The organism is Flavobacterium panici (genome assembly GCF_903819335.1).
GTDB lineage: Bacteria > Bacteroidota > Bacteroidia > Flavobacteriales > Flavobacteriaceae > Flavobacterium > Flavobacterium panici.
Genome location: NZ_CAIJDE010000034.1, coordinates 340,376 through 355,276, shown reverse-complemented (window position 1 = coordinate 355,276; position 14,901 = coordinate 340,376). Strand labels below are relative to the sequence as shown.

General features: G+C 35.9%; 9 protein-coding genes. 7 read left to right on the top strand and 2 right to left on the bottom strand.

Translation table 11 applies throughout. From position 1 onward, the window contains the following. Positions 1–94: 94 nt before the first annotated feature. Positions 95–1,090: a Gfo/Idh/MocA family protein gene (locus FLAPXU55_RS07765; protein ID WP_180857202.1), complete on the top strand. Its 996-nt coding sequence runs from the start codon at positions 95–97 to the stop codon at positions 1,088–1,090. Between the two features lie 209 nt (positions 1,091–1,299). On the opposite strand, the gene FLAPXU55_RS07760 is transcribed toward FLAPXU55_RS07765, so the two are convergent. Both FLAPXU55_RS07760 and dnaE read right to left on the bottom strand, forming a co-directional pair. Continuing rightward, positions 1,300–2,232, bottom strand: a complete 933-nt coding sequence (locus FLAPXU55_RS07760; RefSeq protein WP_180857201.1) for an outer membrane beta-barrel protein — start codon at positions 2,230–2,232, stop codon at positions 1,300–1,302. Positions 2,233–2,409: 177 nt separating this feature from the next. After that, positions 2,410–6,948, bottom strand: coding sequence for a DNA polymerase III subunit alpha (dnaE, locus tag FLAPXU55_RS07755; RefSeq protein WP_180857200.1), 4,539 nt, complete (start codon positions 6,946–6,948; stop codon positions 2,410–2,412). 360 nt (positions 6,949–7,308) lie between these two features. Here dnaE and FLAPXU55_RS07750 point away from each other — a divergent pair, with 360 nt between their 5' ends. From FLAPXU55_RS07750 to leuB, 6 genes are all read left to right on the top strand, one after another. Continuing rightward, positions 7,309–8,112 (top strand): SDR family oxidoreductase, encoded by an 804-nt coding sequence (locus tag FLAPXU55_RS07750; RefSeq protein ID WP_180857199.1) that lies wholly within the window; start codon positions 7,309–7,311, stop codon positions 8,110–8,112. A gap of 71 nt (positions 8,113–8,183) precedes the next feature. Then, a complete protein-coding gene (locus FLAPXU55_RS07745; RefSeq protein WP_180857198.1) occupies positions 8,184–9,101 on the top strand; it encodes a helix-turn-helix domain-containing protein in 918 nt (305 codons plus the stop codon). Between the two features lie 518 nt (positions 9,102–9,619). Beyond that, positions 9,620–11,014, top strand: a complete 1,395-nt coding sequence (leuC, locus tag FLAPXU55_RS07740; protein WP_180857197.1) for a 3-isopropylmalate dehydratase large subunit — start codon at positions 9,620–9,622, stop codon at positions 11,012–11,014. Between the two features lie 165 nt (positions 11,015–11,179). Continuing rightward, complete coding sequence (leuD, locus tag FLAPXU55_RS07735) at positions 11,180–11,776, top strand: 3-isopropylmalate dehydratase small subunit (RefSeq protein ID WP_053471491.1); 597 nt, start codon at positions 11,180–11,182, stop codon at positions 11,774–11,776. 256 nt (positions 11,777–12,032) lie between these two features. Next, entirely contained in the window at positions 12,033–13,553 is a 1,521-nt protein-coding gene (locus FLAPXU55_RS07730) for an alpha-isopropylmalate synthase regulatory domain-containing protein (RefSeq protein WP_180857196.1), read from the top strand. Positions 13,554–13,729: 176 nt separating this feature from the next. Continuing rightward, positions 13,730–14,791 carry a 3-isopropylmalate dehydrogenase gene (leuB, locus tag FLAPXU55_RS07725; RefSeq protein WP_053471493.1) on the top strand — a complete coding sequence of 354 codons (1,062 nt, stop codon included), beginning with the start codon at positions 13,730–13,732 and terminating at the stop codon, positions 14,789–14,791. Positions 14,792–14,901 lie beyond the last annotated feature (110 nt).

Genomic DNA, 14,901 nt, shown 5'->3' with positions numbered 1-14,901 from the left:
AATCTGTGGCAAAACTTCAAAAAATAATTCGTGGAAATTAGTGCAATTCGTGGCAAACCTTTTTTTAAATTTGAATAACTAAAATAACCAAACGATGAAAATTATAAAATGGGGAATTATAGGCTGCGGGAATGTAACGGAAGTAAAAAGCGGACCGGCTTTTCAAAGAGCTCCGAATTCTTCTTTGGTTGCTGTGATGCGAAGAGATGCAAAGCTTGCCGAAGATTACGCCAAACGCCATAACGTCCCGAAATGGTATTCGAATGCAGTCGATTTAATAAACGATCCTGAAGTTGATGCGGTTTATATTGCTACGCCGCCATCTTCTCATAAAGAATATACTCTTTTGTGTGCCAAAGCCGGAAAACCTGTTTATGTTGAAAAACCTATGGCTTTGACTTTTGAAGAATGTAATGAAATGATCAGCGCCTGTAAAGAACATAATGTTCCTTTATTTGTTGCTTATTACAGAAGAGGCTTACCACGCTTTTTAAAAATAAAAGAAATAATTGACAAGGGAAAATTAGGAAACATACGTCATGTAAATACTGTTTTATATCATCCTTTTGAAGCTCGTTACGACGACGAAATTAATCTTCCGTGGACAGTTTTACCGCATATTTCAGGCGGTGGAATTTTTGTTGATTTGGCCTGCCATACTTTAGATTTTCTGGATTTTGTTTTAGGTCCGATAAAATCGGTTCGCGGTCATGCGACTTCTCAATTACAAGCTTATCCTGCTGAAGACTCGGTTTCTATGTCATTTTTATTTGAAAACGGAATTCACGGATCTGGTTTGTGGAATTTTGCCAGTTTTGAGCGTTATGACAATACTGAAATTGTGGGTGATAAAGGTAAAATCTCGTTTTCAACTTTTGGAAATGATCCCATTCATATTCAATATACAAATGGTAAAAAAGAAAGTATTACGATAGAAAATCCACTTCATATTCAACAGCCTTTTATAGAAACTGTTATGGCTGAACTTTTAGGTAAAGAAGGTGCTTCTCCATCTAAAGGAATTTCAGGAGCAAGAACGACCTGGGTTATTGATGAAGTTTTAAAGGAGTTTAGGAATTCGAACTCTTAAGATTGTCACTCTGAGCGAAGTCGAAGAGTAAACAGTATTTGTCATTTCGACTGAAAGGAGAAATCGCACTAGAAACTCGACAAAGATTGGCGATTCTCTTTGTGGATTCCCGAGTGCGATTTCTCCTTTCAGTCGAAATGACAAAAAACAAAAAGGATATTCTTTCGAATATCCTTTTCTTCAAAAAACTATAAAACGTCTATAAAAAATTATAGGCTGTATTTAAGACCAAAAGTAAATCCTAAACCAGAAATTCCAACGTAAGAACTAATATCATCAGTTGCTTTTGTATTGTCAAAACCAGCTGCATTAGTTACTTTACTGTTTGAAGTAGTATTAATTTGTTTTACATACTTAGTATGGCTTGCAGAATATGATGCATCTTGACGGAAAGCCGTAGGTGTGTTTAATTTATCTACACCGTTTTCAGTATATATTTCTGTTTCTTTTGTTTTTCCGTGTACTGTAAAGTTACGGTACTCTAATTCAGCAAAAAGAGAAATGTGTGTTCCTAATTTATAAGATGTTCCTAATGCTGCAGTAAATCCAACAGTTGGGTTTGGTTTAATTACATCTTTTGAATAAGTTTCTGTTACTCCCGCTGGGTTTGTATATGTTCTAGTAGTTTCGATATCTAATGTACCGTGAACAGGAACAATAACTCCAACTTTAGTATAAGGCTCAAAACCATGAGTTTCTCCTAAAAACAAAACGATTGCAGGAGCAATATCATAAGCTTCAAGTTTTCCTACTGCTTTACCAGTTGCAAAAGTTGGTCCGGCAGCTACTAATCTATGAGTTGTTTCAACCATAGTTTTATCTGCACTATTAAAATAGTTAAATCCTAACTCCACACCTAAACGCGGCGTAAAACGATATCCAGCCGTTAAACCTGTACGGAATCCTTGTCCGAAAGAACCATGATTAGTTTCTCTAGAAATTAAAGTCGTACCATCTGGTCCATAAACATCTGTATTAGGTAGTGCCCCAGATACAGTTGGGAATTCAGCAGCAGCAGTTTGGATGAAATATGACCCACCCAATTTAAAATACCAGCTTTCTGGTTTGTCTGTTTTTTCTGTCTGCGCCATAGTAACCATAGAGCAAACTAATAGTCCTAATAAAAATAGGTTCTTTTTCATAATTCTGATTTAATTAATTTATACAAACTTAGAATTTTTTAACATATCCTTATAGTTTGCATTGTTAGACTTGGAACGAAATCGTTGTAATTTCGGGCAATATTACTAAAAAAGTATTATGCATGCATATTTTTAACACTAAAATTTTATATTCTTTTAAATTTTAACTGTTAAAATTTAGTTCAGCTTAAAATTTATCTGCATTTTCTCTAATTCCTGAAGAAGTTCGGCCGAAATTCTGATTTTTAACCTTCTGCTTGGCATCGTTAATTTGGTTACAACTTTCACTTCTTCGACTTCTTTTACTTCCTGCATTTTAGCTTCTCCGGCAACAGTTTCATTATCATCATTTTCATCTTCAAAAACAGCATCTTCACTGTCTTCAAATTCGCTTGTGGTTTCAACCTCAACTAAACGCTTGACATTTTCGATTTCCATGATGTCAAAACTCACGGTATTATCGCCTTTATTTTCGTTGAATAAATGACTTAATTTATGAATAAACTCAGGCTGAAGATCTTTGATATTTAATAAAAGAATCAATTTTTTAGCAAAAGCTTCTAAAATATCCTGAAGCTGTCGTACCTCAACAAACTGCATTCTGGGTTCTGATTTTTTACCTGTATCATGGTTTACCCAGCCGTCTTTTATCAAAATTTTCAGGTAAGCAAAATTATTCTGAATCAGGAAATGGCGGAATTTCAAGTATTCTTCACCAAAAATCTTAAACTCAAAACTTTCGTCATATCCTTCCAAGTTAAATACGGCCCAGCCTTTTCCATTTTTGGCTACACGATGCTGTACGTTATTAATGATTCCGGCAAAGTTTAGATTTTTACCTACATATTCATTCATACTTTTCAACGCTTCTAATCGGGCGTTGCAGAAGTATTTCATCTCAAATCTAAAATCATCAAGCGGATGTCCGGAAATATAAATCCCTACAACCTCTTTTTCTTTTGCCAGTTTTTCCATTGTACTCCAGTCTTCACATGGCGGTACAACAGGTTCTGCAATTTGTACTTCGCTGGTTTCTCCAAACAAACTTACCTGCGATGAGTTTTCATTTTCCTGAAATTTCGATCCGTAACGCATCGCTTTTTCGTAGAATGTAATTCCGTCGCCATCATCATGGAAATATTGTGCTCTTGTTGTTCCTTCGAATGAATCAAAACCTCCTGCAAGTGCTAAGTTTTCAATTGCTTTTTTATTGGCTGCACGCAAATCGATTCGTTTCGCTAAATCAAAAATTGACTTATACCTTCCATCTTTTCTGTTTTCTACAATAGTTTCAACAGCTCCGGAACCAACACCTTTAATCGCACCCATTCCAAAACGAACAGCGTAATTATCGTTTACCGTAAATTTATAGTACGATTCGTTTACATCTGGGCCTAAAACCTGTAATCCCATACGTTTACATTCTTCCATAAAAAACGAAACCTGTTTGATATCGTTCATGTTATTCGAAAGTACCGCTGCCATATATTCGGCCGGATAATGTGCTTTCAAATAAGCCGTTTGATAGGCAATCCACGCATAGCAAGTCGAGTGTGATTTGTTGAAGGCGTAACTCGCAAAGGCTTCCCAGTCTTTCCAGATTTTCTCCAGAATCTTGGCATCGTGACCTTTTTGTGCTGCTTGTTCTACGAACTTCGGCTTCATTTTATCTAGTACGTCTTTTTGTTTTTTACCCATCGCTTTACGCAAAACGTCGGCCTCACCCTTTGTAAATCCTGCCAAAGACTGAGACAAAAGCATTACCTGCTCTTGGTAAACCGTAATTCCGTATGTTTCAGACAAATATTCCGCACAGGCATCTAAATCGTATTTAATTTCCTCGTCACCGTTTTTTCTTCGAACGAAAGAAGGAATATATTCCAAAGGTCCCGGACGATAAAGTGCATTCATGGCAATTAAATCTCCAAAAACCGTTGGCTTTAGATCTTTCATGTATTTCTGCATTCCGGGCGACTCGTATTGGAATATTCCAACAGTTTCACCTCTTTGGAAAAGCGCATACGTTTCTTCATCGTCGATAGGAAATGTATCGGGATCCAGATCAATTCCTGTTCTGTATTTTACCAGTTTAACGGTATCTTTTATCAGCGTAAGGGTCTTCAAACCCAAGAAGTCCATTTTAAGCAATCCGGCACTTTCTGCAACCGAGTTATCAAACTGCGTTACATATAAATCAGAATCTTTTGCTGTTGTTACAGGAACGTAATTCGTAATATCCGATGGCGTAATGATTACCCCACAGGCGTGAATTCCCGTGTTACGCATCGATCCTTCAAGGATTTTTGCCTGCTGAATGGTTTCTCCTGCCAAATCACCTTCATTGGCAATGGCGATTAATTCTTTTACATTATCAAATTCGTCCGAACGAAGGGCTTTTTTAACTTCCTCTTCACTCTCTGAAATAAAACGCGCCAAATTCCATTTGGACGGCATCATTCCCGGAATCAGTTTCGCAATTCTATCGGCTTCAAATAATGGTAAATCCAGTACACGAGCCGTATCACGAATCGCTGATTTGGTTGCCATTTTACCATACGTGATAATCTGCGCCACCTGTTTTTGACCGTATTTATTAATTACATAATCCATTACACGTCCACGACCCTCGTCATCAAAGTCGATATCAATATCGGGCATCGATACACGGTCAGGATTTAGGAAACGCTCAAAAAGCAAGTCGTATTTAATGGGGTCAATATTGGTAATTCCGAGACAATACGCAACGGCCGAACCTGCTGCAGATCCACGTCCGGGACCTACCGAAACGTCCATTTTTCTGGCCTCGGCAATGAAATCCTGTACAATCAAAAAGTAACCTGGATATCCTGAATTTGAAATCGTTAATAATTCAAAATCCAAACGTTCCTGAATCGATTCTGTAATTTCTCCATATCGTTTTGCGGCACCAACCATTGTAAGGTGTCGCAGGTATTTATTTTCCCCTCGAACACCTCCGTCCGCTTCATCTTCAGGAACTATAAATTCTTCCGGAATATCAAACTTCGGAAGCAATACATCTCGGTAAAGCGAATATCCTTCAACTTTATCAATAATTTCCTGAATGTTGATAATCGCTTCGGGCAGATCAGAAAAGAGTTTTTTCATCTCCTCTTCCGACTTAAAATAATATTCCTGATTTGGAAGTCCGTAACGGTAACCACGTCCACGTCCAATAGGTGTTGCCTGCTTTTCGCCGTCTTTTACACAAAGTAAAATATCGTGTGCATTGGCATCTTCTTTATTTAAATAATAAGTATTGTTGGTCGCAATTAATTTGACATTGTGTTTTTGCGAAAATTCAATCAGGGTTTTGTTGACACGATTTTCATCTTCCTGATTGTGGCGCATTACTTCTAAATAGAAATCTTCGCCAAATTGTTCTTTCCACCAAATCAAAGCATCTTCGGCTTGGTTTTCACCAATGTTCAGGATTTTACTCGGAATTTCTCCGTATAAATTCCCAGACAAAACCATAATATCTTCTTTGTATTTTTCGACTATATTTTTGTCAATTCTCGGTACATAATAAAATCCTTCGGTATAAGCAATCGAAGCCATTTTAGCCAGATTATGATAACCGGCTTTGTTCTTAGCCAATAAAACAACCTGATAACCGTTGTCTTTTTTGCTTTTGTCTAAATGGTTTTCACAAATATTAAACTCGCAGCCTACGATTGGTTTTACCTCTGTTTCTGTCGGTTCTTCTCCGGCTTCAACCAAAGCTTTGTTTTTTCCAGATGCTGCTTTGTTGTGATTCATAACGGCGCTCACAAAGTGAAAAGCACCCATCATGTTTCCGGTATCAGTCATCGCAACGGCCGGCATTCCGTTTTTGGCTGCAGCCGCAACAATATTTCCAATTCCGATTGTAGATTGTAAAACTGAAAACTGTGTATGATTGTGTAGATGTGCAAATTTTGCCGCTTTAAAATCTGCTTTATCAGATTCTGAAACAGTAGTTTGATTATCGTCAACTTGTAAAGCTTTAAGCTGTTCTCTGATTTTATCAGAAGCTGCTTTCAAATTGATATGCTTTAAACCAATAAGCTTAAACGGATCCGAATTTCTTTCCTGAAAGTCTTTGAAATAACCCTGCGGAACGTCTAATTCTTCTTTTGTAAAAACTTCTCTTCTAACCAATTCCAGGAAACAACGCGTAGTTGCCTCAACGTCGGCAGTTGCGTTGTGCGCTTCCGCAAAAGGCTGGTCGAAAAGATAGCTGTGTAATTCGGTCAAAGTTGGAAGTTTGAATTTTCCTCCACGACCTCCGGGAAGTTGTAATAATGAAGCTGTAACTTCGGTACAAGTATCCAAAACAGGCATTGAACTCATTTGAGACTCCACTCCCATTCTATGGAATTCAGCCCCCATAATATTAACGTCGAAACCTAAATTCTGTCCAACAATAAATTTGGTTTTGCTTAACGCGATATTGAATTTCTCTAAAACTTCGGCCAGTGAGATTCCATCGGCTTCAGCCAATTCAGTTGAGATTCCGTGAATACGCTCGGCATCATACGGAATATTAAATCCTTCTGGTTTTACCAAGTAATCCTGATGCTCAATAAGCTGTCCCATTTCATCATGAAGCTGCCACGCAATTTGTATACAGCGAGGCCAGTTATCAGAATCGGTTATTGGGGCATCCCAGCGTTTTGGTAATCCGGTTGTTTCGGTATCGAATATTAAATACATAGAGTTGTAAAAAGTCAAATTTTAAAATTGCTTCGCCAGTTCGCTTCGCTCGTGTCCAAATTCCAAGTCTATCATGTTGCAAAATACTGACAACATGAAACATAACAAAAATCGAAATGAAAAATGGAAGAAGTTCAAATTTACGCTTTTTTTTAAGCGAATGAAAAACGAAGTTATCAACAAAAGCATAATTAACATCTTTGTTTTCTAAACATAAAAAGAACCGAATTTGATTCTTTTTTTCTTAAAAAACTCCGATTATTCATTTTGGATACTCATTACACCAAAATGAACACTTTTAAGCTGTACTGTATGCTGAACTTTGCTTCATCAAATTATAACAATTAAAAAATAATAATCATGAAAACAATTTTTATCACAGGCGCATCATCAGGTTTAGGAAAAGCAACAGCAAAATTATTTCAGGCAAAAGGCTGGAATGTAATTGCAACAATGAGAACTCCAGAAAAGGAAACTGAACTTGCTGGTTTAGAAAACGTAACCCTTTTACCATTAGACGTTACAAATTATGATCAAATACAAAGCACGGTCCAAAAAGCAATTGCATTAAGCGATATTGATATCGTTTTTAATAATGCTGGTTATGGATTAATTGGCCCTTTGGAAAGTTTTAACGATGACCAAATCACGAAACAATTAAACACTAATTTATTAGGAACTATTCGTGTTACGAATGCTTTTATTCCGTATTTCAGAGAAAAAAGAAATGGATTATTTATCTCAACTACTTCTATTGGCGGATTGATTTCTTTTCCTTTAGGTTCTGTTTATCACGCAACAAAATGGGGATTAGAAGGCTGGAGCGAAAGTATGGCTTATGAATTGAATCAATTTGGAATCAATATTAAAACAGTTTCTCCAGGTGGCATTAAAACAGAATTTTTACACGGTTCACTTGATACTGGAGTTAAACCTGAATACCAAGCAATGGCAGACAAAATGTTTGAAAATGTAGATGTAATGTTTGAAATGGCATCGACTCCGGAACATATTGCCGATGTTGTTTATGAAGCTGCTACAGACGGAAAAAACAAACTTAGATATGTGGCGGGAGAAGATGCAAAAGCACTTTACCAACAAAGATTAGAACAAGGTGACGAAGTTTTTCGCGCTTCATTTGGCAAACAATTTTTGGGAGCTTAATCTATTTCTAATACCGCTCAGGTTTTGATAATCTGTGCGGTATTAATTTTCATTTTTTATACCTTTATATCATGGAAAAGAAAAACAATACTCCAACCAAAATTTCCTCTGTATCGCAGTTCCATACTTTATTTGATCTGCCAAAACCACTGCATCCTATGATCAGTTTGGTTGACAATAAAATACTGGCTGTTAAAGCGGAAACGAATAACTCTTTTTTACTCGATTTTTATAAAATATCTTATAAATATTCTACTAATGGTAAAATGGGTTACGGTCAGGGTTATTATGATTTTAACGAAGGCGGTTTAATGTTCACTTCTCCCAATCAATTAATTTTTACGGATAATGAAGAAGGAACCGAATATCACGGTTACACACTATTTTTTCATCCGGATTTTATTAGAAATTATCCTTTAGGGAAAAACATTAAAAAATATGGTTTCTTCTCTTACGATACGAATGAAGCGCTTCATCTTTCCGACAGCGAAAAAACAACAATTATAGGTTTATTAAATAGCATTGACAATGAACTTCATACGGCTATTGACGAAATGAGCCAGGATGTTATCATTTCATATATTGATGTTTTGCTGAATTACAGCAATCGTTTTTACAAACGCCAATTTATTACCAGAAAAACGGTCAGCAATGATTTATTACTTAAAGTAGAAAATACTTTAAATGATTATTTCAATAACGCCGAAACCCTAAAAAGAGGTTTGCCTTCAGTCGATTTTCTTGCTTCACAAGTAAATGTTTCCAGTCATTATTTAAGCGATATGCTTCGCAATTTAACAGGGCAAAATGCTCAGCAGCACATTCATTCCAAATTAATAGAAAAATCAAAAGATTTCCTGATGACAACCAATCTTTCGGTGGCAGAAATTGCCTATCAATTGGGTTTTGAATATCCTCAGTCCTTTAGTAAACTGTTTAAAAAGAAAACCACCCTTACTCCATTAGAGTTTAAAAACTCATTGAATTAATCTTCGAAATTATTCTCTTTAAAAAAGTCCTTTTTGTCTTAAAAAAGCATAATATTTCATAAAAATACACTTCTTGGATGTCGTAGTATTTAGATGATTTATTGAATCTAAATAACGTCTTAAAAACTCCTTTAAAAGCCTTCAAAAACCAACAAAGCATTCTTTTTGCAAAGAAATCAAAACTAACAATTATTACTATTTTTATTCATTTTGTTAGATTTTTTCAATTAAATTCTTATATTTTATAGTGATTTTGAAATAAATTTGCAAACTATTAAAACAAAAAACAATCAAAGAAAAACAAAGTCGAAAAAGAAAAACAAAGTCATTTTGTAAATCATTTTTCTGCCAAAATTGAAGCCGCAAAAGCGGTTTAGCAATTTGTATTTTAGTTTGGGTATCGTATATAATGAAATATCGAAATTGACGCTTTTGTATCTTTTTTTACTTTTGTTTTGCTATTATAATGAACAGGAAATTGCTGTGGTTATAGAAATTACAATTAAAAAAAATAAAAAATGAGTAAGACATTATTTGACAAAGTATGGGATTCACATGTAGTGCGTAAAATTGAAGATGGACCAGATGTGTTTTTTATTGACCGCCATTTCATTCATGAAGTTACGAGTCCTGTTGCTTTTTTAGGATTAAAATCAAGAGGCGTTAACGTTTTATACCCACAACGTACTTTTGCAACTGCAGATCACAATACCCCAACTATAAACCAACATTTACCAGTTCAGGATCCTTTATCAGCAAATCAGCTTCAGGCTCTTGAAGACAATGCTAATGAATACGGAATCTCACACTGGGGATTAGGTCATCAAAAAAATGGTATTGTACACGTGGTTGGTCCTGAAAACGGAATTACTTTGCCAGGTGCTACTATTGTATGTGGTGATTCACATACGTCTACTCACGGTGCTTTTGGAGCAATTGCTTTTGGTATCGGAACTTCTGAGGTTGAAATGGTGCTTTCTACTCAATGTATTATGCAACCTAAACCTAAGAAAATGCGTATTAACGTAAATGGTCAATTGAGCAAAGGTGTTGGTCCAAAAGACGTTGCGCTTTATATTATTGCTCAGTTAACTACTTCTGGAGGAACAGGATATTTTGTTGAATATGCTGGTGATGTTTTTGAAAACATGACTATGGAAGGTCGTATGACAGTTTGTAATTTAAGTATCGAAATGGGTGCTCGTGGAGGAATGATTGCTCCTGACCAAACTACTTTCGATTTCCTTGAAGGAAGATTATACGCTCCAAAAGGTGAAGCTTGGACAAAAGCTGTTGAATACTGGAAAACTCTAAAAACGGATGCAGATGCTGTTTTTGATGCTGAATTAAACATCAAAGCTGAAGATATCGAACCAATGATTACTTATGGTACTAACCCTGGAATGGGAATTGGTATCACAAAACATATCCCAAGTGCAAAAGAAGTTGAAGGTGGTGAGGAAACTTACAAAAAATCTTTGGCTTACATGGGCTTCCACGAAGACGACGTAATGATTGGAAAACAAATTGATTATGTTTTCTTAGGAAGTTGTACAAACGGACGTATTGAAGATTTTAGGGCTTTCGCCGAAATTGTAAAAGGAAGAAAAAAAGCAGATAATGTTACCGCTTGGTTAGTTCCGGGTTCTCACGTTGTTGAAGCTCAAATTAAAGAAGAAGGTATTTTAGATATTTTGACTGAAGCTGGTTTCGTATTACGTCAGCCGGGTTGTTCTGCTTGTTTAGCAATGAACGACGATAAAGTTCCTGCAGGAAAATATGCGGTAAGTACTTCAAACAGAAACTTTGAAGGTCGTCAAGGTCCTGGTTCAAGAACTTTATTAGCAAGTCCAATTATGGCTGCTGCCGCCGCTGTTACAGGAAAACTAACAGACCCGCGTGAATTATTTTAGATTGCAGAGTTTAGATTTTAGATTTCTCGCTTTGTGAAATCTTCATCTAAATTTCTTCAAATAAAATTGATCAACATTATTTAATACAAAACATTTTTAGGTTCTAATTTTTAAGTTTTCACAGAAAATCTAAAATCTAAAATCTAAAATCTAAAATTCCAAAAAATGGCATACGATAAATTTACTATACTTACCAGCAGTGCAGTGCCACTGCCAATTGAAAACGTTGATACAGATCAAATCATTCCGGCTCGTTTCTTAAAAGCTACAAAACGTGAAGGTTTTGGAGATAACCTTTTTAGAGACTGGAGATATAACGGAGACGATACTCCAAAAGCTGATTTCGTTTTAAACGATTCTACTTATTCTGGGAAAATTCTTGTTGGAGGAAAAAACTTCGGTTCTGGATCTTCAAGAGAGCACGCTGCTTGGGCAGTTTACGATTACGGATTTAGAGCTGTAGTTTCTAGTTTCTTTGCTGATATCTTCAAAGGAAACTGTTTGAATATTGGAGTTTTGCCAGTACAAATCAGCCCGGAATTTGCTGAAACTATTTTCAAAGCAATCGAAGCTGATCCTAAAACAGAATTAGAAATCAACTTGCCAAACCAAACTATTACTTTATTGTCAACTGGTCAGCAAGAATCTTTTGCTATCAACGGTTACAAAAAGAACAATATGATTAATGGTTTTGACGACATTGATTATTTACAAAATATTAAAGAAGAGATTGTGGCTTTCGCCGATAAACTTCCTTACTAATAGAAATCTCATTCAGGATATTAGACCCGACAGGTTTCAAAAACCAGTCGGGTCTTTCTAAATTAAATGAGAAAAAATAGAACGCGGATGAAACAGATTTGCTATCGCAAAAACGCAGGTTAACGCGGATTTTTATTTTACTTAATACTAAAAATCCGTTTTTATCAGCGACTTCGCAAAGCGAATCCGTAAAATCAGCGTCAAAATTAAACATGGATATCAATAAAAATCCAACGTTAGAAATTACAATATCAATATGGAAAAAAGAAAAATTGAAATAATGGATACGACACTCCGCGATGGTGAACAAACCTCAGGAGTTTCATTTTCTGCTGCAGAAAAACTAACCATTGCGCAATTATTGCTGGAGGAATTAAATATTGATAGAATCGAAATTGCTTCGGCACGTGTAAGCGAAGGAGAATTTCAAGCCGTAAAAGGCATTACTTCTTGGGCCGAAGAACGCGGCTATATTAACCGAATTGAAGTGCTTTCGTTTGTAGACGGCGGAGTTTCGATTGATTGGATGAAAAAAGCCGGTGCAAAAGTGCAGAATTTGTTGACCAAAGGTTCAATGAACCACTTAACACATCAGTTAAAAAAAACGCCAGAACAGCATTTTTCTGAAATTGCTCAAATCATTGCTTTAGCAAAAGAAAACAATATTGAAACGAATGTTTATTTAGAAGACTGGAGCAACGGAATGCGAAATTCTCCTGAATACGTGTTTCAATTCCTGGATTTCTTATCTACGCAGCCAATAAAAAGAATTTTACTTCCGGATACTTTAGGAGTTTTAATTCCGTCTTTGGCTTTTGAATTTATTTCTAAAATCAGAGCAAAATATCCAAACATCCATTTTGACTTTCACGCTCATAACGATTACGATTTAAGTGTTGCCAATGTTATGGAAGCTATTAAAGCGGGTATAAACGGACTTCACGTTACGGTAAACGGAATGGGAGAACGTGCCGGAAATGCACCGCTTGAAAGTACGGTTGCTGTTATAAACGATTATCTGCCAGAAGTAAGCATCAATATTAAAGAAACTTCTTTATATACGGTAAGCAAATTAGTGGAAACGTTTACCGGATACAGAATTCCTGCGAACAAACCAATTGTGGGCGATAATGTCTTCACGCAAACTGCCGGAATCCACGCTGATGGTGACAACAAAAACAACTTATATTTTAATGACTTACTTCCGGAACGTTTTGGAAGAAAAAGAAAATACGCTTTAGGAAAAACTTCGGGAAAAGCTAATATTGAAAAAAATCTTCAGGAATTAGGTTTAAAACTAAATCAGGAAGATTTGAAATTGGTTACCCAAAGAATCATCGAATTAGGCGATAAAAAAGAAACTGTTACGAAGGAAGATCTTCCATACATTATTTCTGATGTTTTGGACAGTCATACTTACGAAGAAAAAATAAAAATCGAGTCCTATATATTAGTACACTCAAAAGGAATGCGTCCGTCAACGACCTTATGCTTAAAATTTGGCAGTGAAATCATCGAAGAAAATGCGCAGGGCGATGGTCAGTTTGATGCTTTTATGAATGCTTTATCAAAGATTTATAAAAGTAAAAAACTTACGCTTCCTAAATTAATTGATTACGCAGTAAGAATCCCGCCCGGAAGTAGTTCTGATGCCTTGTGCGAAACTATTATCACCTGGGTAAACAACGGAAAAGAATTTAAAACAAGAGGATTAGATTCAGATCAAACTGTTGCCGCGATTATCGCAACACAAAAAATGTTGAATGTAATAGCCTAAGGTACTAAGTTGCTAAGATTCTAAGTTGCTGAGATTTTTTTTTCTTTGAGCTTAGAACCTTAAAAACTCAGAATCTTAAAAAAAATCAACACCAAGTTACTAACATACTAAGAAAAAAAACTTAGAATCTTAGCAACTCAGAACCTTAGAACCTTAAAATAATAAATACTTAAAAAATGAAATTTAACATAGCCCTTTTAGCAGGAGACGGAATTGGTCCTGAGGTAATAAATGAAGCTGTAAAAGTATCTGATGCTATTGCAAAAAAATTCAATCACGAAATAACCTGGACTCCTGCTTTGACCGGAGCTTGCGCAATTGACGCAGTTGGAGTTCCTTATCCAGATGAAACGCACGAAGTTTGTATGAAAGCTGATGCCGTTTTATTTGGAGCAATTGGTCACCCAAAATACGACAATGATCCAAGTGCGCCGGTTCGTCCAGAACAAGGTTTATTGTTGATGCGTAAAAAATTAGGTTTATTTGCTAATGTACGTCCAACTTTTACTTTTCCTTCTTTAATTGATAATTCACCTTTAAAAAGAGAAAGAATCGAAGGAACTGATTTAGTTTTCTTAAGAGAATTAACTGGCGGAATTTACTTTGGAGAAAAAGGAAGAAAAGATAACGGAGATACTGCTTTTGACAATTGTGTTTACACACGTGCAGAAGTACAGCGTTTAGCTAAAAAAGGTTTTGAATTAGCTATGACGCGTAGCAAAAAATTATGTTGCGTTGATAAAGCAAACGTTTTGGAAACTTCACGTTTATGGAGAGAAACAGTTCAGGCTATGGAAAAAGATTATCCAGAGGTTACGGTTTCTTACGAATTTGTTGATGCTGTTGCAATGCGTTTGGTTCAATGGCCAAACTCTTATGACGTATTAATTACTGAGAATTTATTTGGAGATATCTTAACTGACGAAGCTTCTGTAATTTCAGGTTCAATGGGATTAATGCCTTCTGCTTCTGTTGGAGAGCATACTTCTTTATACGAACCAATCCACGGATCTTATCCACAGGCAACTGGATTAAATATTGCTAATCCATTAGCTACAATTTTATCTGCAGCTATGATGTTCGAAGATGCATTCGGACTAAAAGAAGAAGCTGAAGCTATTCGCGCTGTTGTAAACAAATCTTTAGAACAAGGAGTTGTTACCGAAGATTTAGCCTCAAAAGGATCAAAAGCTTACAAAACAAGCGAAGTTGGTGACTGGTTAGTTGCTAATTTGTAATAATGTTAATCGTAGAGACGCACAGCAGTTCGTCTTCTCGGTATGTTAGACGCACTGCTGTGCGTCTCTACAAAAAATGCGCATAAAAAAAAGGGATCAACTTTCGTTGA